General features: G+C 50.5%; 19 protein-coding genes and 1 tRNA gene. 11 read left to right on the top strand and 9 right to left on the bottom strand.

The genetic code is table 11. The annotated features are described in order from the left end of the window. Window positions 1–67 precede the first annotated feature (67 nt). The 4 genes from fucO to rhaB all read right to left on the bottom strand — a co-directional run bounded on the left by fucO (window position 68) and on the right by rhaB (window position 4,986). A complete protein-coding gene (gene fucO, locus UC15_RS14185) occupies window positions 68–1,216 on the bottom strand; it encodes a lactaldehyde reductase (RefSeq protein ID WP_112289048.1) in 1,149 nt (382 codons plus the stop codon). Window positions 1,217–1,352: 136 nt separating this feature from the next. Beyond that, window positions 1,353–2,177 (bottom strand): rhamnulose-1-phosphate aldolase, encoded by an 825-nt coding sequence (gene rhaD, locus UC15_RS14180; RefSeq protein WP_112289047.1) that lies wholly within the window; start codon window positions 2,175–2,177, stop codon window positions 1,353–1,355. Window positions 2,178–2,248: 71 nt separating this feature from the next. Next, window positions 2,249–3,505 carry an L-rhamnose isomerase gene (locus UC15_RS14175; protein ID WP_112289046.1) on the bottom strand — a complete coding sequence of 419 codons (1,257 nt, stop codon included), beginning with the start codon at window positions 3,503–3,505 and terminating at the stop codon, window positions 2,249–2,251. Next, entirely contained in the window at window positions 3,502–4,986 is a 1,485-nt protein-coding gene (rhaB, locus tag UC15_RS14170) for a rhamnulokinase (protein WP_112289045.1), read from the bottom strand. The genes UC15_RS14175 and rhaB overlap by 4 nt, the downstream gene beginning before the upstream one ends. A gap of 340 nt (window positions 4,987–5,326) precedes the next feature. On the opposite strand from rhaB, the gene rhaS reads away from it, so the two are divergent. Further along, window positions 5,327–6,154 carry an HTH-type transcriptional activator RhaS gene (rhaS, locus tag UC15_RS14165; RefSeq protein ID WP_112289044.1) on the top strand — a complete coding sequence of 276 codons (828 nt, stop codon included), beginning with the start codon at window positions 5,327–5,329 and terminating at the stop codon, window positions 6,152–6,154. 72 nt (window positions 6,155–6,226) lie between these two features. After that, window positions 6,227–7,093 (top strand): HTH-type transcriptional activator RhaR, encoded by an 867-nt coding sequence (gene rhaR, locus UC15_RS14160; RefSeq protein ID WP_112289050.1) that lies wholly within the window; start codon window positions 6,227–6,229, stop codon window positions 7,091–7,093. Window positions 7,094–7,153: 60 nt separating this feature from the next. On the opposite strand, the gene rhaT is transcribed toward rhaR, so the two are convergent. Further along, complete coding sequence (gene rhaT, locus UC15_RS14155; RefSeq protein ID WP_112289043.1) at window positions 7,154–8,188, bottom strand: L-rhamnose/proton symporter RhaT; 1,035 nt, start codon at window positions 8,186–8,188, stop codon at window positions 7,154–7,156. Between the two features lie 598 nt (window positions 8,189–8,786). Continuing rightward, window positions 8,787–9,878 (bottom strand): GGDEF domain-containing protein, encoded by a 1,092-nt coding sequence (locus UC15_RS14150; protein ID WP_112289042.1) that lies wholly within the window; start codon window positions 9,876–9,878, stop codon window positions 8,787–8,789. A gap of 302 nt (window positions 9,879–10,180) precedes the next feature. Between UC15_RS14150 and UC15_RS14145 the strand changes: the two genes are divergently transcribed. Beyond that, complete coding sequence (locus tag UC15_RS14145; protein WP_112289049.1) at window positions 10,181–10,462, top strand: DUF1435 domain-containing protein; 282 nt, start codon at window positions 10,181–10,183, stop codon at window positions 10,460–10,462. A gap of 133 nt (window positions 10,463–10,595) precedes the next feature. On the opposite strand, the gene UC15_RS14140 is transcribed toward UC15_RS14145, so the two are convergent. Both UC15_RS14140 and UC15_RS14135 read right to left on the bottom strand, forming a co-directional pair. Continuing rightward, window positions 10,596–10,682: transfer RNA gene (locus UC15_RS14140), tRNA-Leu, on the bottom strand. Between the two features lie 193 nt (window positions 10,683–10,875). Further along, complete coding sequence (locus UC15_RS14135; protein ID WP_112289041.1) at window positions 10,876–11,814, bottom strand: LysR family transcriptional regulator; 939 nt, start codon at window positions 11,812–11,814, stop codon at window positions 10,876–10,878. A 125-nt stretch (window positions 11,815–11,939) separates the two neighbouring features. Between UC15_RS14135 and UC15_RS14130 the strand changes: the two genes are divergently transcribed. Continuing rightward, entirely contained in the window at window positions 11,940–12,932 is a 993-nt protein-coding gene (locus tag UC15_RS14130) for an aldo/keto reductase (RefSeq protein ID WP_112289040.1), read from the top strand. Window positions 12,933–12,936: 4 nt separating this feature from the next. On the opposite strand, the gene rsmC is transcribed toward UC15_RS14130, so the two are convergent. Then, complete coding sequence (rsmC, locus tag UC15_RS14125) at window positions 12,937–13,983, bottom strand: 16S rRNA (guanine(1207)-N(2))-methyltransferase RsmC (protein WP_112289039.1); 1,047 nt, start codon at window positions 13,981–13,983, stop codon at window positions 12,937–12,939. 139 nt (window positions 13,984–14,122) lie between these two features. Here rsmC and UC15_RS14120 point away from each other — a divergent pair, with 139 nt between their 5' ends. The 7 genes from UC15_RS14120 (at window position 14,123) to osmY (ending at window position 22,515) form a co-directional block, all read left to right on the top strand. Next, a complete protein-coding gene (locus UC15_RS14120; protein ID WP_112289038.1) occupies window positions 14,123–14,536 on the top strand; it encodes a DNA polymerase III subunit psi in 414 nt (137 codons plus the stop codon). Continuing rightward, window positions 14,505–14,948, top strand: coding sequence for a ribosomal protein S18-alanine N-acetyltransferase (gene rimI / locus UC15_RS14115; RefSeq protein ID WP_112289037.1), 444 nt, complete (start codon window positions 14,505–14,507; stop codon window positions 14,946–14,948). The genes UC15_RS14120 and rimI overlap by 32 nt, the downstream gene beginning before the upstream one ends. A gap of 231 nt (window positions 14,949–15,179) precedes the next feature. Beyond that, window positions 15,180–15,503 carry a helix-turn-helix domain-containing protein gene (locus tag UC15_RS14110; protein ID WP_112289036.1) on the top strand — a complete coding sequence of 108 codons (324 nt, stop codon included), beginning with the start codon at window positions 15,180–15,182 and terminating at the stop codon, window positions 15,501–15,503. Window positions 15,504–15,505: 2 nt separating this feature from the next. Next, window positions 15,506–16,765, top strand: coding sequence for a type II toxin-antitoxin system HipA family toxin (locus UC15_RS14105; protein ID WP_112289035.1), 1,260 nt, complete (start codon window positions 15,506–15,508; stop codon window positions 16,763–16,765). A gap of 165 nt (window positions 16,766–16,930) precedes the next feature. Further along, complete coding sequence (prfC, locus tag UC15_RS14100; RefSeq protein ID WP_112289034.1) at window positions 16,931–18,520, top strand: peptide chain release factor 3; 1,590 nt, start codon at window positions 16,931–16,933, stop codon at window positions 18,518–18,520. 413 nt (window positions 18,521–18,933) lie between these two features. Then, window positions 18,934–21,489 (top strand): glycosyl hydrolase family 18 protein, encoded by a 2,556-nt coding sequence (locus UC15_RS14095; protein ID WP_112289033.1) that lies wholly within the window; start codon window positions 18,934–18,936, stop codon window positions 21,487–21,489. A 435-nt stretch (window positions 21,490–21,924) separates the two neighbouring features. Continuing rightward, window positions 21,925–22,515 carry a molecular chaperone OsmY gene (osmY, locus tag UC15_RS14090; protein ID WP_112289032.1) on the top strand — a complete coding sequence of 197 codons (591 nt, stop codon included), beginning with the start codon at window positions 21,925–21,927 and terminating at the stop codon, window positions 22,513–22,515. Window positions 22,516–22,746 lie beyond the last annotated feature (231 nt).

The raw sequence follows: 22,746 nt of genomic DNA, 5'->3' as shown, positions 1-22,746 counted from the left end.
CTTCGCAGGGGGAGGAGTAAGGAAATTACACCTTTTTCTTCCCCTTCACAGAGGCAGAAGCTAAAAATTACATCGCTTTCAGGTAAAGCTCGCGAACTTCTTCACGTGTTGGCGTACGCGGATTACATGGCGCACATGGGTCAGCCAGGGCTTTATCCAGCCAGCCTTCAATATCGGATTCCTTAATCCCCAGTTCTTTGAAACCGGACGGGATCCCCACGCGGGCGGATAATTTACGGATCGCGTCAATAGCCGCCATGCTGGCTTGCGTTTCGCTGATACCTTGCGTGTGCACACCCATTGCGCGGGCGATATCGGCAAAACGGTGCGGGGCAGAGGAACGGTTAAACTCTTCAATGACTGGCAGTAAAATCGCATTACACACGCCGTGCGGCAGATTATGCGTCGCCCCTGGCTGATGCGCCATCGCATGGACCAGTCCAAGCCCGGCGCTGTTAAATGCCATGCCAGCCAGATATTGTCCCTGCGCCATTTTCTCGCGAGCTTCAATATCGTCGCCGTGATCGACGGCTTTCGGCAGCCATTGCGTGATGGTAGAAATAGCGGCGAGCGCCGTCGGATCAGTCAGCGGATGCGCGCCAACAGATATATAGGCTTCAATCGCGTGCGTCAGTGCGTCCATTCCGGTTGCCGCGGTAATGCCTGCCGGGATCTTGAGCATAATCGACGGATCGTCAACGGCGATATCGGGGATCAGATTTGCATCAATGATCACTTCTTTCACCTGACGCTGACTGTCGATGATCACCGCATTACTGGTGAGTTCAGCGGCAGTACCCGCGGTAGTGTTGATCGCGACCAGGAATACACCCGGTTTAGTGACTTTGCCGACACCGGAATACATCGTGGCCGGCCCCGGATTAGCAGTCAGAATCTTGATGCCTTTAGCGGTATCAATCGGGCTGCCGCCGCCGAAAGCGATCAGATAATCGCACTGGTTTTCCTGATACAGACGGAAACCTTCGTCAACATGAGCCGAGGTAGGATTGGGCACCACGCCGCCGTAAATGGCGTAAGGCATTCCTGCCTGTTTAAGTGCGGAGAATAAACTGTCGAGCAGACCCAGTTCGATTAACTGGCCGTCGGTGACGATAAGCGCTTTGCCGTGTTGTTTGGTCGCCAGCATCGCAACCATATCTTCGATTGCGCCCTGACCGTGAAGGCTGATTTTAGGAAGTGCCAACATGAAACTCATAAAAATTCCCTCTATAGAGTAAGTAAAATAGATGTTCTGTTGTGCGCTGCTCCGTGGTCTTTGCCATTTCCTGCTACGGGAAACATCCCCTGTTCCCCGTGCAGGATTTATGTAGTCTGGAGCATTAAATGCCGGATCAGGCTTTGAGTGCGGCCTCGAAAGGCGTGACCTCAAAACGTTTGCCGAGGGCAATCAGTTCGTCAGTCTGGATAGTTTGTTTCATGCCACCCATCGAAATCACTTTCACCAGGATTTCCGCCGATTTTTCAGCGGTGTCGATCAGGCCGAATGCGTCATCCAGCGTCGGGCCGCAGCCGAAGATGCCGTGGAACGCCCACAGCACCAGGCTGTGATGTTGCATCCGGTCGGACGTGGCGGCGCCGATGCCGTCGGTGCCCGGTACCATCCACGGCACGATACCCACGCCGTCAGGGAAGACCACCAGACATTCAGTGCTGCATTCCCACAATTTGCGGGTAATTTTGGCGCTGTCGAGCTCAAGCACGTACGTCAGTGCGATCAGGTTGGTCGCATGGCAATGCATGATCACGCGATCCTGACCGTTAGTGACACGTTTTCGCACGGCGTGAGATTGCAGATGCGATGCCAGTTCTGACGTCGGCAGACCACCCGCGGTCAGGCCCCAGAGGATTTTATAGCTGGCGCCTTTATCATCGAGCTGAATAACGGTCAGCGCCTCTGAAGGTGCGAGTTGCACGTTACGGAAGAATTTGCCGGAACCGGTCACGATGAAGTATTCGTTGGCCAAATCCGGCGCGTGCTGTGTCAGTTCAACCGTACGTGGCTGGGCGTAAAAATCGTTCTTATAAGGTGCAATATCTTCTGGCAGCAGTCGCATACTGACGTTGCCGCCGTTGCGCTCATCCCAGCCTTTCAACCACATATCAGTGGTCGCTTTAACCATGCCCTGCACAAACCACGAGGTAAATAATGTTTTCATCAGTTCTTTCCTGCAAATAAGGTGAATGCTTTTCTTCGGTGCTGTCAGCAATACTTTGGGTTTATCAAACCTTAGCGTTTAGCCAGCACGCTGGTTTCGTAATGGCGAACGGTATCCAGCCACTGGCCGCCGACTGGTACGTCGTGGCGCTGGCAATACATATCCCACACGGCCTGCCATGGCAGGGATTTCTGTTCTTCCAGCAGTGCCAGACGCGCGGTGTAATCGCCTTCAACTTCCAGTTTTTTCAGTAAATCTGTCGGTTCCAGCAGCGCTTTAAGCAGGGCTTTTTTCATGTTACGGGTGCCGATAACCCAGGCAGCGATGCGGTTGATCGAGGCATCAAAGAAATCCAGCCCGATATGAACGCGGTTAAACAGGTTGTGGCGGACAATTTCGCTGGCGATGGCCTGCGTTTCGTCGTCAAGCAACACCACATGGTCGCTGTCCCAGCGTACCGGACGGCTGACGTGCAGCAGCAGGCGTGGTACATACAGCATGGCGGCGGAAATTTTGTCGGAAATCACTTCAGTCGGATGGAAGTGACCGGCATCAAGGCACAGTGCGGTACCACGGCTTGCGGCGTAACCTAGATAGAATTCGTTTGAGCCCACGGTGTAGCTTTCCGAGCCGATACCGAACAGTTTGCTTTCGACGGCGTCAATGTGTTCGCTCAGAGCAAACTTCTCAGAAATCACTTCATCCAGTGCAGTCATCAGACGCTCACGTGGTGCAAGACGATCCACCGTGAGGTCTTTCATACCGTCCGGTACCCAGATATTCATCACGGAAGGCGTGCCCAGTGCGCGACCAAATGAGGCAGAGACGCGGCGGCTGGCCTGGCAGTGTTCAATCCAGAACTGACGGACTTCCGGGTTCGCGCTGGAGAGCGTAAAGCCGTCGGCACTCATCGGGTGTGAGAAGCAGGAAGGATTGAAATCCAGCCCAAGTTTGTTTTTCTTCGCCCAGTCCACCCAGTTAGCAAAATGCTTTGGCTCGATTTCATTACGCGCAACGGGCTGATCGGATTCCAGATAAATCGCATGCAGGTTCAGTCGGTTAGGGCCAGGAATCATCGAAATGGCCAGCTCTAAATCAGCCCGAAGTTGCTGAGCATTACGCGCTTTACCGGGATAATTACCGGTCGCCTGGATACCACCGGTCAGATTGCCTTCCGGGTTTTCGAAGCCAGCGACATCATCCCCCTGCCAGCAATGGATAGAAACGGGCAGGGTATCGAGTTGTTTGATTGCAGCTTCGGCATCAATACCCAGCTGTGCAAAGCGTTCTTTGGCAAGTGTCCATGCTTGATCGATAGATGAAGTCATACTGCGAGTTCCTCATTGACGTGACAGAGCGCCTGGAAACGGCGCCAGTGAATAGCGAAATCCGCGTGTATACGTGGAATGTAGTGGTGTTGCTCAAAATTCGTGGCGACGATGCGACGAAATTCAGCGTTATCTTTGACGGCGTTCAGCGCCATAAGCTGGCAACCGATATTGCCCAGGGTTGAAGCTTCAACCGGACCTGCGCTGACGCTGACCTGGCAGATATCAGCACAAAGCTGGTTCAGAAACTGGTTCTGGCTGCCACCGCCGACGATGTGAATATCTTCCAGCGGCGAGCCTTGTAAATCAGCAAGTTGCAATGCGATTTTGCGGTACAACATGGCAAGGCTGTCGAAAATACAGCGTGCCAGCTCTGCAGGTGACTCCGGCACCGGATCACCGGCCTGACGGCAAGCATCGCGAATGGCATCCACCATGGAGGGCGGATTAATAAAACAATCTTCGTTCGGGTTAATCAGATAAGTGAACGGTGTGACGTGTTTAGCCAGTGTGATTAAGGACGGCAAATCCTGAATGTTCAGTTCGCGGCAAACACGCTGGAACAACCATAAGCCCATGATATTTTTCAACACCCGATAGCTGCCGTTGATGCCGCCTTCGTTGGTGATGTTGTCGTGGAGTGCCTGCGCATGGTTAAACGCTTTCGGGCTTTCGATGCCCATCAGCGACCAGGTGCCGGAGCTGAGATAGGCGCTGCGTGAACTGGTCAGCGGGGCGGCAACCACCGCACTGGCAGTATCGTGTGTTGCTACGCTGAACACCGGCACACTGCGCCCGCGAGGGCTTTTCCACAGCCCAGGAGAGTTGCCCGGCGGTGTCGGTTTTTGCAACCAGCGGCGTGGCACACCCGCCAGTTTCAGCAAATCTTCATCCCAGTCGCCGGTGGCGAGATTGAGCATCTGTGTGGTGCTGGCGTTGGTGTATTCCCAGTTCATTTTGCCGGTGAGGCGGTAAAGAAAATAATCCGGGATCATCAGCATGTGTGCAGTTTTACTGACGATTTCAGGCTGTTGTTCGCTCAGCGCACGCAACTGGTAAAGCGTGTTAAATGGCATGAACTGAATACCGGTTTTTTGGTACAAATTCTCGCGGCCAAACTGCTGCTCCATTCGCGCCATCACGCCTTCGGTACGGTTGTCACGATAAGCCACTTGCAAACCGACCCGCTGGCCCTGTTCATCAAGCAGCACGTAATCCACACCCCAGGTATCAATGCCGATACCGTCAAGCTGAACGCCGGATGCGTCGAGGCGATTCAGCCCCTCAAGAATGTGTTTTTCCAGTGCATCAAGATCCCAGGTTTCGTGGCCATCAACGCGGATCAAGTTATTAGGAAAACGGTGGATCTCTTTCAGTGTCAGCGTCGCTGCCAGCTGCGGATCCTGACGGGTAAACGTCGCCAGCATCACCCGGCCGCTGGAAGCGCCGAGGTCAATAGCGGCAAGATGGTGAGTTCTCATAGCGGCCATTCCTTATTGAATATGTGGCCAGTGTAGGGGAGGCGTTGTGGGGGCACCTTCCGGTGATTGCCACGGGTTTTGGCGGGATGGCAGCATTAAAAAGGTAGATGCGAGGCAGATCACATAACGGTTCAAAGCTGGCTGAAACTGTGAATTACCGCGTCTGAGTAATGCGGGGCAGGCGATTGTGATCGTTGCCGCAGATCTGCATCACGGCAGGGGGAATCTTTAAAATATGACCATTTATGACGTTTTTAACGCTGCGGTTTGAAGGTAAGAAAACGGGGCACAAGGTAGGGTTGTTTCCCGAAACACAATGATTTTGAACCGGAGGCGATAAATGACGTTACTGAGAGGTGATGATTATTTTGCGGCACCTGAACTGACCGTGACGGTTGAGCGGCGGCTTCCGCAAGACGTATTCCCGGAGCACTACCATGATTTTCACGAGATTATGCTGGTGGAAAGCGGATCGGGTGTGCACATTTTTAATGACAATCCCTACACTCTGACCGCCGGTACGGTCTGTTTTGTCCGTGCCAGCGATCACCATCTTTTTGAAAATGTAGATAATCTTCGTCTGACCAATGTGTTGTTCCGTTCACCGAAAACGTTCCGTTTTATTCAGGACGTCGGTCATTTTTTGCCGCAGGAACATCATTATCAGTCGCAGATCCACTGGCAGCTCAGCCCGTGCGTGCTGCAACAGGTACTGAGCTGCATTACTCAGCTTGAAGCGTTACCCGACAGCGTTGAAATGGAACACATCGCCACGCGCGAAAGTCTGTTTTTACAACTGCTGATTTTGCTTTATCAGGATTGTTTCCAGCCACAATTGCGAGATACCTCGGAAAACCGGGTCAATCAGCTTTTGCAATGGCTCCAGTCACATTACAGTGAGGATGTTAACTGGACTGAAGCCGCGGAACGTTTTTCGCTGGCACTGCGAACCCTGCACCGGCAGATGAAGCATTACACGGGCATGACACCGCAGCGTTATCTCAACCGGCTGCGTTTACTCGAAGCGCGCCGTCGTTTACATCATAGCGATCAAAGTATTACCGATATCGCCTATGCCTGCGGGTTCAGTGACAGTAACCACTTCTCGACACAATTCCGTCGGGAGTTTTCGGTGTCGCCAAAACTCATGCGTGATCAGATGCGTTAAACGGCACCTCTCGCAGTTTCGGGAATATTTATCTGAACTGCCTCGTTTATATTGTCGTCAAACGGGTTTGAGATTGTCGCTATGTCGCTAAGACTTTTTAAAAATGACTTCTTTCTGACGGGAATAAATTCGGTTGTGGTGGCGGAACGTCATCCGCAGGCGGATTTCCCCAGTCACGATCATGATTTTGACGAGCTGGTGATTGTCTGGCGCGGCAACGGCCTGCATATCTGGAACGATATCCCTTATCCCATCACTTGCGGTGACCTGTTTTATATTAGTTCGCGGGATCGCCACAGTTACGAATCGGTCAACGAGCTGGCGCTGGATAACGTGCTTTTTTGCCGTGAGCGCTTCGGCCTGGCGGCAGACTGGTCGCAATTATTGCCCGATGAGAATGTCAGTCAGGAGCAACGCTACTGGCGGCTGAGTACGCTTGGAATGTCAGTTTTACGCGATAAAGTGGAAGAATTGGCAAAAGAATGTATGAAGTCTGAGCCGCTTTCCGTGCAACTGAGTGAAGCGTTACTGATGCAACTGGCGCTGTTATTACTGCGTTTTCGCCAGCGTCCTGACAGCGGGGCATTACCCGACGCACATCAGCTGGATTTATTGCTGATGGCGCTGCGAGCAAACATCGCTGAATCATTCCATCTGGAGACGTTCTGCCAGCAGCATGCGCTGAATCCCCGTGCTTTACGCTCGTTGTTCAAGCAGCATACCGGTATGAATGTGAGTCATTATTTGCGTCAGCTGAGGCTTTGCCGGGCAATGAGTCTGTTGCGCTATGGCAGCATGACGATCAGTGATGTGGCGGCAGAATGCGGTTTCGATGACAGTAATTATTTCTCGGTGGTCTTCAGTCGCGCCTGTGGAGTATCTCCCCGTGATTACCGGCAGCGTTTTATCGGGCAGGGGGGAAGATATCTTTGTCACTGATGACGGCAGAATAATTTCTGCCGTCTTTTAATGAGTGGTCTTTTGAAGTGTGTAGTGGATTTACAATGCCATTCCCAGACCGACGATATTCGCAGCCAGAATAATCACCAGCGCGCCGATACACAGAACGCGCACCGGTTTTTTCCCGACACCAAGCCATTCTTTCAGCACCAGACCCACGATGCCGCCGCACAGTACGTAGAAGCTCATGTGCAACATCCAGCTCATATAATCATATTCTGCCGGAATGCTGGCATGACCCCAGGCGTAGAAGAAGAATTGCAGATACCACATCACGCCGCCGATAATGGAAAAAATGGCATTGGTGAGCAGCAGGGATTTCGCCACAGACATATCGGCCCGGAACGAAATGGTTTTGCGGGTTGCCAGGCGGACGAAGCAGAAGCCCAGGTTCACGATGGCACCGCCGCCCATGATAACGACGTAACTTGGCAGCGCGACATACAGCGGGTCAATGCCCAATGCGCGTGCGGCCTCATGCATCGGGACTGCGGCACTCATGGCAAAAGACATACCGGCGGAGAAAATCCCGCACATCACCGCCAGAATCAGCCCCTTACGCAGATTGAACTCTTCAGCTTTAATGCCCAGTGCTTTTTCTTTCAGGAAGCCTGCATAGCTGACAATAGCTACGCCGATGACCGCAACAAATACACCGAGCAGCGTAAGCTGGCCGCCGGTTGTGCCGAACAGCATGCCGATTTTGCCCTGAAGAATAGGGGTCATCAGCGTACCGATAATCAAGGTGATGCCGATGGCGATGCCGATCCCCATCGACATGCCAAGATAGCGCATGGTCAGGCCATAGTTGATATTGCCGATGCCCCACATCGCGCCAAAAAGGAAAATGGGCAGCAGGGTTGCGAAGGTGAATGATCCGTAATACGCCCAAAAATCAGGCAGCAGGACGTAGCTGACTGCCCACGGCAGGATGATCCATGAAAAGAAGCCGCCCAGCGACCACATGGTTTCCCATGACCAATGTTTTACTTGTTTGAATGGCGCATAGAAGCAAGCTGCGCTGGCTGCTCCTATCAGATGCCAGATAATCCCTAAAGCTATCGAACTGTTCATACACCGGACCTTTTTATGTAGAGAAACGTACTGGTGAAGAGATAAGTAATAAATGCCACGCCTAACTGTTCCTTCATAAATCAGGGCTGCGGCTGGCCGTTAGTGTAAGAAGTGTCCGGCAGAGCAACCTTCCGGTCAGTGCCACGGGCAAATGAGCGCTGGCACTCGCCGGAAGGTCAGGGTGAGTCAGTTCACAGATTAAGAAATGGAGAGAATAATGGTGTTAAAACAACAGAGTAGCGTGTTTTTTTGACGCAGGGAATGAGAAGGATGAATGCAGCTGGCAGGTCGGTCAGTACATTGAAACGAGGGTGTTTAGGATTATCTTTATCGTGGTTATTAAGGCAGGGCTGAAAGACGACAATGGGTTATTTAAGCAGATTGATAAAATCGAAAAGTAACATTGTTCAGTAACATTCGACATGATAAATAAGCTGTTTCGCTTTTAGCCAGAATCGTGAATCTGGCTAAAAGCTGAATGATTATGCAAAAGAAATGAATGTCCGGCCTTTAATAAAGACTATCTGTCCACTTTAAATATGTGACAGGAAAATAAAAACAATAAACACGCTGTTATCATTGTTACTTTCAAACACCATCAGGCCATTCTTTCTTGAATGGATGCCTCAACGGTTTCCTCTTCCCACGCATAAAATATCTTATTGCGGCCGCTATTTTTTGCGTTATAGAGAGAGGTATCTGCTTTACCTAAAGCCTGAATAAAGTCGCCTTCCTCCAGCGCAGCGAGCCCGGCACTTACTGTGACGTGAGTCGATACCTGCGCATTAAACAAATGCGGGATATTCAACCCGAGGACTTTATTCTGGATACGTTCGGCCATGCGAACTGCATGTTCCTGTTTTACATTGGACATCAGCACCAGAAATTCTTCTCCACCGTAGCGCACAACCACGTCGCGCGAGCGCACGGCATCACGGATGGCAGCAGACACGCGCACCAGCGCCTGGTCGCCCATCGTATGGCCATAGTTGTCGTTGTAGGCTTTGAAGTGATCGATATCCAGCAGCATGACGTAGTGGCCGGAGGCCTGATTAAACAGGGTTTCCAGTTTGTTTTGCAGTCCGCGCCGGTTGTACAGGCCAGTGAGCGGATCCAGCATACTCAGGTCGCTGAATTTCTCCCGCTCGCTGTAAAGGTTGGATAGCATTCTGCGTGTAAATTCATCGCTGCGTTTTAACATCAGGTGATGCAACCACAGGCCTATCAGCGGCAGGGAAACGGTAAATAAGATGCGCCCGATATGTTGAAAATCGTCGAGAAAGATGACGCAAATAGTCGAAGGTACTGCGTGGAGGCAAAAAGCCAGAAAATTATCTGATAAAGCGATAGCACTGATAAAGAATATACTGAGCAAACTGACCAGCAGATAATTTTTATCTGTCTGACTAATTTCAGCAAAACGAAATGCAATTTGCCATCCCCACAACAGCCCGACGATGACAGAACACATATTCAGATGCGCAGAATAATTTTTCTTACTGAAAAATGAAAATATTAATCCTGCTCCGCAAAGACCAAAAATCAGTACCAGCGGAAAAGGCATTGACGATGCGCCTTCTGGCGGATAAACCATGGAAAATAGCGCAGTGGCACTATTTAAAAAAAAGAATAGCAACATCGCCAGCCGATGTTTGCTTTTCAGCAGCTCATCATAGGAATGAGATATCATCAAATTTACTCTATTTAGCGTATGTTGGTCTGAATAGATAAAGTGTTTTATCGCCTTATACCGCGGGTGTATTCCGTGTAAACAGGCTAATAGTTCAAATGGGTAATTATTAGAATTCAATAAATATCGTTATTAGTGTCACTATTTTGTAGGGCTGCATGGCTAATTTGTTTTACGGCTTCAAAATTAGCACTTTTGTCGACAGGTGTCACCCTAAGGGAGGGTACCGCTGCAAATAGGTGGTAAATGAGAAAAAATCCTATATGATATTGGTTCTCATTATCAACGTTTGGAGCAAGGTTATGATACCGGCGATTGTCATAGCATGTGGGATCTGGGCGGTTGTCTGGATACTGGGTAAGCGTCTCACCAGTGGCTGGGGTGTGTTGCTGCCCTGTGCGCTGATGCCTTTGCTGGCGCTGACGCATATGACGCTCGACCAGCTGCGGATGCTCGTGGTAGTCGCAATGTTGGCGACGCTGGTCATGTTGTTTCATCGCACGTTACGTCACTATATGCTGTTGCCGTCATTTATGGCGCTGGCAGGCGGACTGGCTGCGGTCACGTTGAATTTTAGTCTATAGTGATAAGTGATTGTTACAGAAAAGGAATCAAAAGAGATGAAAAACAGGAAGCACAGTAAAGCCGCAGGGATTTTTTATTTTCTGAAAGCGAGAGAGTTGATACAGGAAGGAAAAGCCGGAGAACAGAATCATGTGGTGCGAAGAGAGGGACTTGAACCCTCACGTCCGTAAGAACACTAACACCTGAAGCTAGCGCGTCTACCAATTCCGCCACCATCGCTTCCAATTGATTACTGTGTTGATGCATTCATCGGAATGTCATCAGCAAGTAACACAACCACGGGGGCGAATTCTAGAGATTTTCCCACAGGCGTCAATAGTTATTTCCCCCATTTCGGACGTTTGATGTAAAAAACAGCATATTCACCGTGAATGGTTTAGTGTGCCAGAGAGTCCTCAGGTTAATCGATGGTTTAATCAACGATTTTTCCCGGAATGGCTTTCTGATTGTCCGGTTGAACGGGGCTGGAAAACAGCGTGATCAGCCAGTCAAGCAGCACACGGATCCTCGGTGCAAGAAAACGGCCTGGCGGGTACATGATGTATAACGGCATCGGCGGTGGAAGATGCTGATGTAATACTTCCACCAGTTCGCCCTTTTCCAGTTCCTGCGCCATCGCCAGTTCTGAAGCCTGTATCAGTCCGAAACCGGCTTTTGCGGCCGCGACATAAGCGTCAGCGCCGCTGACGGTCAGTTTGCTGGGTAATTGTCGCTTCTCAACCTTTCCGTCAGTCATGAAATCCAGATGCGAATCAGCCCGCTGATGGGCAAAAAAGTAGCCGACAGCCTGATGTCCGGCGAGATCTTCCGGCGTTTCTGGTGTGCCGAATTTCGCTAAATACGCAGGTGAGGCGCAGGTGATTTGTTTCAAATCCGTCAGATGGCGCGACTGCAAATTGTCATCTTCTGAAGGCCAGGCGCGCACCACACAATCCACACCCTGATCGAGCAGATTGATGGCGTTATCATTGGCGCTGACGCTCAGGGTAATTTGCGGATAGCGCTGGTAAAACGCCGGTAACGCGGGGATTACCATCACGCGTGCCAGAGAATGCGGCATATCGATGCGGACAATGCCTGCGGGCTGATTTTTGTGATGTGCAAACAGGGCGTCGGATTCTTCCAACGCCGAGATCAGTTGCAGACAGCGCTGGTAGTAAATTTTGCCTTCGTCGGTGATTTTCACCTGCCGCGTGGTGCGTAAAAACAGGCGAACCCCGAGCTTCTGTTCCAGCCGTTTAAGGGTCGTGCTGACTGTCGCCCGTGGCAGATTCAGGTCTTCCGCTGCACGGCTAAAACTTTCCAGTTCGGCAATACGGATAAAAATTTTCATCGCCAGAATTTGGTCCATCACTTTCCCGCTGATTGTTTGCGATTTATGAACAGTGTTGCACGTATTCGCTGATTTATCTTTCCTGACATAACAACCACACTTCACTTCGTTACTTCCCTCTTAGAGTCAAAAAGGAAAATCCGATGAAACAACGTCAGTTGGGTAAAAACGGTCCGATGGTGTCTGCACTGGGACTGGGTTGCATGGGCATGAGCGATTTCTATACCACGGGTCTGGATGATAAAGAATCGATGGCAACGCTGGAGCGTGCGCTCGAAATGGGCGTCACGATGTTTGATACCGCCGATGTTTACGGGCCGTATACCAATGAAGAACTGCTCGGGCGCTTTCTGAAAGGGCGTCGCAATCAGGTCTTTTTAGCCACCAAATTCGGTATTGTACGCGACCCGGCTAACCCACAGGCGCGCGGGACCAACGGTCACCCTGATTATGTCCGCAAGTCGGTAGAGGGGAGCCTGAAGCGTCTGGGCACCGAAGTTATCGACCTTTATTATCAACACCGTCCGGATCCCAACGTGCCGGTTGAAGACACCATGGGCGCGCTGTCCGATCTGGTGCGTGAAGGGAAGATCCGTTATATCGGGCTGAGCGAAGTGCCGGTGAGTATTCTGGAAAGGGCGCATAAAGTTCATCCGGTCACCGCGTTGCAGACAGAATATTCACTCTGGTCGCGGGATGTGGAAGCCGATATTTTACCGGCGTGTGAACGGCTTGGGATCGGTTTCGTGCCTTACAGCCCGCTGGGTCGTGGCTTTCTGACCGGACAAATCCGTTCAGTGGATGATCTGGATGCAGACGATTACCGTCGTGAAAGTCCGCGTTTTCAGGGCGAAAACTTCGCGAAGAATCTGCAACTGGCGGAAAAAATCGGGGAACTGGCGCAGGAGAAAGGCGTGAAACCGTCGCAGCTGGTGCTGGCATGGGTACTTTCACGTGGCGACAACATGGTGCCGATCCCTGGCACCAAGCGTCGTCATTATCTTGAGGAAAACATCGCCGCGCTTGATGTCTCCCTGAGTGAAGCCGAAATCGCGGCGATCGAAGCAGTGTTTCCTTTCCGCGTAGCAGCGGGTGACCGCTACAATGCAGAAATGATGCGTATCCTCAGCGTCTGACTGATTAACGTTTTTTCTTTTTCAAATCGCGCGGTGGACGGCCACGGACGGCTCTGTAAACCTTAAAGCGGCCGTTCTGTGCCAGCACTTCATGGCTGCCAAAAGCATCATCGAGCAGGGCGGCATACGGCAGGAAGGCGTTAGCCACAATGCGCAGTTCACCGCCAATGTTCAGATGGCCCACTGCGCCACGGATCAGCTGCTCAGCCGCTGTCAGGCTGGTTTGCAGACCTTCGTGGAATGGCGGGTTGGAGATGATCATGTCAAAACGACCGGCAATGTCGGAATAGACGTTGCTGGCGATCACTTCGCCCGGCAGGTCGTTCGCCGCCAGTGTGGCGCGGCTGGCTTCTATAGCGGCAGCGCTCACATCACTGAGCGTGACTTTCATCTTCGGCGAGTACATGGCCAGTACCGAAGCCAGCACGCCGGAACCGCAAGCCACATCCAGCACTTTGCCTTTCACCGGTTCTTCAAACGTGTTGATCAGCAGCAGGCTTCCGCTGTCCAGACCTTCACGGCTGAACACGCCCGGCAGGGTTTTGATGGTCACTTCTTCGACCATGTACTGATCCCACCAGCCGTCGGCATCAAATTCAGGCTGTTTTTCCAGGCGACCATGGTACAAACCGCAACGACGCGCGCTGTCGATTTTGCTCAGTTCACACAAACCTTCCAGCGTGGTTTCAGCACTGCGTACGCCACTGCGGTTTTCACCGATGACAAACACGTCAATGCCGACCGGCAACTGTGAAAGTAAGTTGAACAGCTGGAATTTCGCTTCCAGTTTGCTTTTCGGCCAGTAATACACCAGCACATCGCAAGGCGCGATAAGCTCAGCGTCAGCCAGTAAACCGAACTGAACGTTTTCGCCCAGACTTTTGCTGAGCATCTGCCAGTGATGATACATATTGGTGTGAACGCGGACTTCTTCGGCGTCAATTTCAGCTGGCAGATTGTCTTGTAAGTCGCCGGCGAACAATACGCGGCGGCCTTCGAATTCTTCGCTATGGCGCAGTATGACTTCGCTGGCCGGAGTTAATGCAGACATCAGGGTGAGGCTCCTCAGGAATGAACGCGGGATTATATACTCTTCGCCTCTGATTGAGTAATCGAGCTTTATTGGCGCATATTCGCTGTGTTTGCTAGCATAGCCGGGCTTTTCGCACTTCAACCGGCAGGAAACAGGCATGGCATCCAGACGAGACACACTGTTACAGCAACTGGGGATCACCCAGTGGACGCTGCGCCGGCCCGCGGTTTTACAGGGCGAAGTGGCGGTCAGCCTGCCTGCGGACACTAAACTGCTGATTGTGGCAGATGTTCCTCCTGCGGAAGATGACCCGCTGGTCACCGATGTTTTACGCAGTCTGGCACTGGGTGCTCATCAGGTTTATCGCCTGACGCCGGAACAGGTCGCCATGTTGCCTGAAGATACCCGCTGCAATGTCTGGCGACTGGGGTTAAGCGAACCGCTAACTCTCGCCGGTCCGCAGTTATCCAGTCCGGCTCTGGCCGAACTCTATCAAGACGCCGGCGCAAAACGCGCGCTCTGGCAGCAGATCTGTGAAAATGAACAACATTTCTATCCTGACCATCGCTGATCTTCCCCGCGCATTTGAAATTGAGCAGGCCAGCCATGCCTTTCCGTGGACGGAAAAAACGCTGGCCAGCAATCAGGGCGAGCGCTATCTGAATCTCAAGATCATGCAGGGCGACGTGATGGCCGGTTTTGCTATCACCCAAATCGTTCTCGACGAAGCGACGCTTTTCAATATTGCCATCGATCCCGCTTTTCAGCGTCAGGGCTTAGGCCGCACATTGCTGGAAGAAGTGATACAACAGCTTGAGCAGAAAGATGTTTTCACGTTATGGCTCGAAGTCCGCGCCTCTAACGCTAAGGCTATCGCGCTCTATGAAAGCCTCGGTTTTAACGAACTCTCCGTTCGCCGCAATTACTATCCCGCCGCACAAGGCCGCGAAGATGCCCTTATGATGGCGCTCCCGCTGGGGTAAAACTGTAGCAACATCTCATTTACTAGAATTTATACTATTTACACCCAATTAGTTGTATTCCGGCATGATTACAATTAAAAAGGTGTAATTCAATATAATTACAGCTAAAGAGCTGTAATTAAGGTTATTTACAGCAAATTAGATGTAAATCTTCTTAATTACAATTAATTTGTTGTTAAATGGCTCTGAAAACAGCTAGTGTGTTGTAAGTGGTCTGTCAGGAGAAAGTAAATGAGAACTCTCAATGAATTGCCGACCTTATTAAAACAAAGACGCCGGCAGTTAGGGCTGAACCAGCAAGATATGCGTATGAGAACGGGTATGACTCAGCAGCAATATCAGAAAATTGAAGCGGGTTCAGATCCCCGTCTTTCGACATTACTCAGGCTCCTGGAAGGCATGGAACTGGAGCTCATGTTGGTGCCGCGTCAGCGTGTACAAGAGGTTAAAGAGCTGCTTGATTCGACAATTAGCAACTGTCATCGCCCCTCCGAGCGGGAGCCAGAAAGTCTTAACAATGATTGGGATGACATTTTACGCGATTTAAAGGAGTAAACATGGAAAAGCGGGTGGAGTCAGTCGAGGCCTTAGCACTGTATCTTGATGAGCAGCGTGTAGGGGTTTTAGCGCATTATGCAGGCAGCCGCAATATCCTATCTTTTGCCCCGGAGTATCTCGAACTGCCCGTCAGTCAGCGTCCCGTTTTTACATTGACGCAAAAAGTGCGGGCAGAATATCTCAATAAGCCGCTTATCAGTTTTCACAAGCTTCCCCCGGTTCTTTCAAATTTGTTGTCAGAAGGCGCATTGCGAGAATGGATGGCGTTGACGCTGAAAGTCCATCCTGACGATGAGTTCCCATTACTGGCCTATGCCGGTAACAACCTGCCAGGAGGGATAACCGCCGTGCCACTTAAGGGGGGCGAAATACCTGACTGGGCGCTGACTTCTCGTGGCGACAAACTGGAAGCCGTTCAAATTGATGTTTCGCACAGCACCGACAAATTTTCTCTGGCAGGTGTCCAGATGAAGTTCTCTGCATTACGACAAGATGGCCGTTTCAACGTGAGTACTGATGTCGGGGGAGACAGCTGGATTATCAAAACTCCGTCAACGGCACATCGTGCAGTGCCTGAGAATGAATTTAGTGCGATGAAATTAGCGCAGGAAATCGGTGTCAACATCCCTGAGATTAAGCTTGTTGAGCTTCGAAATCTGGTCAATTTACCTGATATCCCTTTACCCGATGAGCCTTATGCTTACGCGATTCGTCGCTTTGACCGCACGGACGAAGGGCGTGTGCATACTGAGGATTTTGCACAGATTTTTCAGGTGTATGCGCGGAATAAATATAAGGGCTATAGCTACGACGATATTGGTCGTGCTCTTTACAGAGTGGGTGCGGGAGGAATCATCGATATTCAGCAGATGGCGCGCCGGATGCTGGCGAACATTTTATTGGCGAATGGGGATGCCCATCTTAAAAACTGGACGGTGTTTTACCCTAATCGAGTGGACGCTGTCCTTTCACCTGCCTATGACATTGTTTCGACCAAACCCTATGTTAAGAATGAAGATGGGGTGGCTTTGAATATGGCAAAAGAAAAACGTTGGGGGGTGATTAATATGCAGACCTTCGAGCGCTGGGCTGAAAGAATTGGTGTACCGTGGTCTGCCGTTGAAGTGCATCTTGATGAAGCCATTGAAATTGCACGTGAACGCTGGCCAGATTTGCTTACGGAGCTGCCGATGCTTGAAGAACATAAAAGAGTTCTGCGGGAACACTGGGCAGCACTTTCAACTGACTTCCGTTTCTAAAGCGCTCTCTTAGCCACACCATACAAAAAAACCATTGATTGCCCATCCCGGCTAAATCAGTGAAAATAGCCGGCTATAACTTTTATTACCGCTTTGCCTGACGTCATCTTCTGACGTGATGTTAAATCCTATGCAGGGCGGACCAACCGCAGAAACGTGAAAAACATGTCTCCAAGTGAATACGCCCTTGAAGTGGCCAAGCGCCGCACATTTGCCATCATCTCTCACCCCGATGCCGGTAAAACTACAATTACTGAAAAAGTGCTGTTATTCGGACAGGCCATTCAGACCGCCGGTACAGTAAAAGGCCGCGGCTCCAGCCATCATGCCAAATCTGACTGGATGGAAATGGAAAAACAACGTGGTATCTCCATCACTACGTCCGTGATGCAATTCCCGTACAAACAGTGTCTGGTTAACCTGCTCGACACCCCGGGGCACGAGGACTTCTCCGAAGATACCTACCGTACCCTGACCGCGGTTGACTGCTGCCTGATGGTGATCGACGCCGCGAAAGGTGTCGAAGACAGGACCCGTAAGCTGATGGAAGTCACCCGTCTGCGTGATACGCCGATCCTGACTTTCATGAACAAACTCGACCGTGACATCCGTGACCCGATGGAAGTGATGGACGAAGTGGAGCGCGAGCTGAAAATTGCCTGTTCTCCGATTACCTGGCCGATCGGCTGCGGTAAATTGTTCAAAGGGGTTTACCACCTCTATAAAGATGAAGTGTATCTGTACCAGACCGGTAAAGGTCACACTATTCAGGAAGTTCGCGTCGTTAAAGGCCTGGATAACCCTGAGCTGGATGCTGCTGTCGGCGAAGATCTGGCTGTGCAACTGCGTGAAGAGCTGGAACTGGTTCAGGGTGCATCCCATGAATTCGATCACGAAGCTTTCCTGCAGGGCGAACTGACGCCGGTATTCTTCGGTACTGCACTCGGTAACTTTGGTGTTGATCACATGCTCGACGGTCTGGTGGACTGGGCGCCTGCGCCGATGCCACGTAAAACTGACCTGCGTGAAGTGAAAGCCGATGACGAGAAATTCACCGGGTTTGTATTTAAGATTCAGGCCAATATGGATCCGAAACACCGTGACCGCGTGGCATTCATGCGTGTGGTGTCCGGTAAGTATGAAAAAGGCATGAAACTGCGTCAGGTGCGTACGGGTAAAGATGTGGTGATTTCTGACGCGCTGACCTTTATGGCCGGCGACCGTTCACACGTTGAAGAAGCCTATCCGGGCGATATCATTGGCCTGCACAACCACGGCACGATTCAGATTGGCGACACCTTTACTCAGGGTGAGAACATGAAGTTCACCGGCATTCCTAACTTTGCCCCTGAACTGTTCCGTCGTATCCGCCTGCGCGACCCGCTGAAGCAGAAACAGTTGCTGAAAGGGCTGGTACAGCTTTCAGAAGAAGGCGCGGTACAGGTGTTCCGTCCGATCTCTAATAACGACTTAATCGTTGGTGCGGTCGGTGTGCTGCAGTTTGAAGTGGTCGTGGCGCGTCTGAAAAGCGAATACAACGTTGAAGCGATTTACGAATCCGTGAACGTTTCTACCGCCCGTTGGGTTGAATGCAACGACGTGAAGAAGTTCGAAGAATTCAAACGCAAGAACGAAACCAATCTGGCGCTCGATGGCGGCGATAATCTGGCCTACATCGCCCCAACCATGGTGAACCTGAATCTGGCTTCAGAGCGTTATCCTGAAGTGAAATTCCGTAAAACCCGCGAACATTAATCTGTTCCTGTTTTTGGAAAGGCGACATTTATGTCGCCTTTTTTATTAGTTCTGAATTTAACATTAATTAAATATATATTAATTCACTTTCTTAATTGCGCTCTATTATTACATTCCTGTATGTTTAAATGCAGAGAATATGTCTGGCTTATTAAATAATCTTAATTGTAATTATTAGTGCGATATATTAGTTTTTGATTAGTTTGTTTCCTAATAGATATGTCATTATACGCATGCCACAAATTACTTCATATTTATTTGATATGTATCGCAATCAACACATGCTTTGCATTTATGGATTAATAAATAAATTCTCAATTCACCATAGTTTCAAATACGTTTTCTAGTAAAACATATATGTATTCTATGAATATCCCGCCGTGGCAATGATATATATATAAGGAATGTAAGTTATGAAAATGAATAAAATCACACAGATGTTGTGTGTTGCCGGTCTGACGATGGCCTCTGCCAGCGCCTTTGCGCTTGAAGCTTGGAATGGACAGGAAGGCGGCGACACCTATGAAGTTATCTTCGACGGCGGCGTTTACTCTAACGCCTGGTGGGTCGGTGCCACCAATTGCCCGGGCACGGCTGAACAAGATCAGGGTGCCAACCCGTGGCGTAAAGTACGCGACGCATCCGCGACTGAAATGAGCCAGTATGGCAACCCGACAGTTTGTGAGATCGCCGGTGACGGTACCCAGAATAATTATGTCAATTATGACAGCAGCCGTGATTATTTAGCCGGTGATATTGTCCTGGCAAATGGCATGACGTACAAAACGTCTAAAGCAACGCCTGCACACAGTTTCGCACCAGCAGAAAATAACCCGTGGGTAGCTTATGCACCGACGCCGGTCTGGAGTAGCAGCACAACCTATAATCAGGGTGATAAAGTTCAGAAAGACGGCGTGATGTATGAAGCTCTGTTCTACACCGTTAATAATGATCCGTCTCTGGCAGCCAATCAAAACCCTGAAGGAAATAACGGCCATCCGTGGAAACCGTTAGGTCCGGTTCAAACCTATTCTCAGGATCAAATTGATAACGCGCCAACGTTGAATATTAATACTTTATATCCTGCTAATTCATTGGTGAAATATAACGGCAAGAATTATCAGTCTGCTGTCATCGTTCAGAAAGTGAAACCAGACGATGTAACACCATGGGCTGTTTATATGGACTGGAGCGGCACCAAAGAGCGAGTGGGTACGCCGAAGAATCCATGGCCTGCCCAGTTCTACGCGCCATATGTCGATTTTACCTTAAACATGCAACCTGACCTGGTAGGTCTGGCGAAAAACCAGAACGTTAACCACTTCACCATGGCCTTTATGGTCGCTAAAGATGCTAACACCTGTGTACCGACGTGGGGCACTGCTTACAGCGTCACCAACTACGCTCAATACAGCAAAATCAAAGCATTGCGTGAAGCGGGCGGCGATATCATGGTATCGATCGGCGGCGCGAACAATGCACCACTGGCCGCTGCCTGTAATAACGTGAATGACCTGGCCCAGCACTATTACGATATCGTTGAGAACCTTAATCTTCAGGTGCTTGATTTCGATATCGAAGGCAACTGGCTGGCGGATAAAGAATCTATCCAGCGTCGCAATGCTGCCGTCAAATTGGTGCAGGATCGTTGGGCTGCCGAAGGCCGTCACATCGGTATCTGGTATACCTTGCCTGTTCTGCCAACCGGTCTGACCCATGAAGGGATGGAAGTGTTGCAGGATGCCAAAGATCAGGGCGTGGTGCTTACTGGTGTAAACGTGATGGCGATGGACTACGGCAACATTCAATGCCAGTCAGCCAACACTGAAGGCCAGAATATCCATGGCAAATGTGCGACGTCGGCTATCGACAATCTGTTTGCTCAGGTGAAAGGTTTATACCCTGAGAAGAGCGCGGCGCAGGTTTACGCCATGCTGGGTACGACCCCGATGATTGGCTATAACGACGTGCAGGGTGAAGTGTTCTATCTTTCTGATGCCCGTCTCGTTTACCAGCAGGCGAAAGATTATGGCCTGGGTATGATTGGTGCATGGTCTATGGCTCGCGATCAGCCGGGTGTTTCTGGCCAAGTTTCCGCAGAACACAGTGGTATGACACCGGAACAGGCTCCGCTCTATGCTTACAGCCAAATCTTTGCGCCAATCACCAGCGGTTCAGTCGCACCGGTAGCAACCAATACACCACCGGTCGCGAATGCGGGTATGGCTCAGCAGGTTAGCGGCACCGGCGTGATTACACTGGATGGCTCGGCCAGTACCGATAAAGACGGCGACAGCCTGACTTATCAGTGGAAACAAGTTTCCGGCCCGGCAGTGACGCTGCAAAACAGCAATTCAGCTAAAGCGACATTCAGCGTGGCGCAACCGGTGACCAATGCGGTGTACACCTTCTCTCTGACCGTGAGTGACAGCGAAGGCAGCACCACGGCGCAAACCAGCGTGAATGTGATTGATGCCTCTAAACCTGTCGCACCGTCCGTTACCCTTGAATCTACGTATACCGTGACTTCAGGTGAATCGCTGACACTGACAGCAAAAGTGACCGATCCGGATACGCAGGCTGCTGATTTGCATTATCAGTGGACTAATCCGGCTGGATTGCCAGTCGCACCGGCTCAGGGTGCAGCATCCAATACTGAAGTCATTAATGCACCACAAGTGACCGTTGATACACGCTTCACTGTTGACGTGACCGTGACCGATAACACCGGTTTAACGGATACCGCGACCACCACGGTTCTGGTAAAAGCTAAAGCGGCGGCGGCAGGTTACGACTACGTTTACCCGGAAAGCAGCGAGAAATACGTGGCGGGTACTAAGGTATTAGGCAGTGATGGCAGCATCTATCAGTGCAAACCTTTCCCATACTCTGGCTGGTGTGGTCAGGCGGCCTGGGCTTATGCACCAGCTACCGGTACTAACTGGCAGGATGCATGGGACAAGCAGTAATCTAAAACCAAAGTCTGATTTTTAAAGCAAATTTTTAACCCAATAATGCCAAATGGCTCCTTTTACAGGAGCCATTTTTTTATCTGAAGCGTGTCCGCCTCCAGATATTTCCTATCACTATGCCGATATTTTGTGCAAATTTAGGGGGGAACCTTCGGACTTGTCTGCATTAGGGTCCCTATTCGACGATCTTCCTACACATTTGATCATTCTTGACTATATTAAATGTGTGTTCAGGAAATGGTGGCTTAAAGCACTGCATTAAAGTCACTCAACAGAGAGTTATATCGCGAGGCAATTAAAAGCCAGAATAAAACGATGTACTCTGCTACAAGGACAGTAAAAACAGCAGCAATACAATTTGTTAGAAGGCGTCACCAAGAATGTGACGTACAGAGCCGAAATCAAGGCTTATAAACCGAAAGGAAGAAATCGATGAAAAACTCTAAATTTGCCTATTCCATGATGGCCGTAGTACTGGGTACCGCACTGATGAGCGGCAGCGCTCTGGCTGCGACGACTACAGATAGCGCAGGTGCAAAAATCGATAGCTCCATGAAGAAAGTTGATAACTACATGGGCGACAGCGCCATCACAGCGAAAGTAAAAAGTGCACTGGTGGATGATAAAGCCATCAAAAGCAGCGACATTTCCGTGACCACCAATGCAGGCGTCGTTACGCTGAGCGGTTTCGTTGGTTCACAGGCTGAAGCTGAGCAGGCGGTTGCTGCCGCAACTAAAGTTGAAGGTGTGAAATCTGTCAGTGACAAACTGCACACCAAAGACAGCAAAGACCAGAGCGTGAAAGGCTATGCGGGCGACAGCGCAACAACAGCGTCTGTAAAAGCAAAACTGCTGGCCGATGACATTGTCCCTTCACGTAATGTAAAAGTTGAAACCACCGACGGCGTAGTACAGCTTTCCGGTGCAGTGAAAGATCAGGCTCAGTCTGACCGTGCTGAAAGCGTTGCGAAAACCGTTGATGGCGTAAAAAGCGTCAAAAATGACCTGAAAGTCGCACCGTAACGATATTCTGCTCTACCTGAAGTACAAGACCTGAAGTACAAGACCTGAAGTACAAGACCTGAAGTACAAGGCGCCTTCTCACGGGCGGGCGCCTCATCTTTTGAATAACGCATAACAATATTTGTGTTGCCCGCTGAATATTCGGGACGGATAAGATTTGCCTGATTTCGGAAAAATATCGTGTCAGAAGCTCTAACACTTTAATTTTTCGACTACCTTTATTAAGTAAGA

This window comes from Rahnella sp. AN3-3W3 (assembly GCF_003263545.1).
Taxonomy (GTDB): domain Bacteria; phylum Pseudomonadota; class Gammaproteobacteria; order Enterobacterales; family Enterobacteriaceae; genus Rahnella; species Rahnella variigena.
Note: the sequence above shows the minus strand (reverse complement) of the source record. Positions and strands in the feature narration are given on the sequence as shown.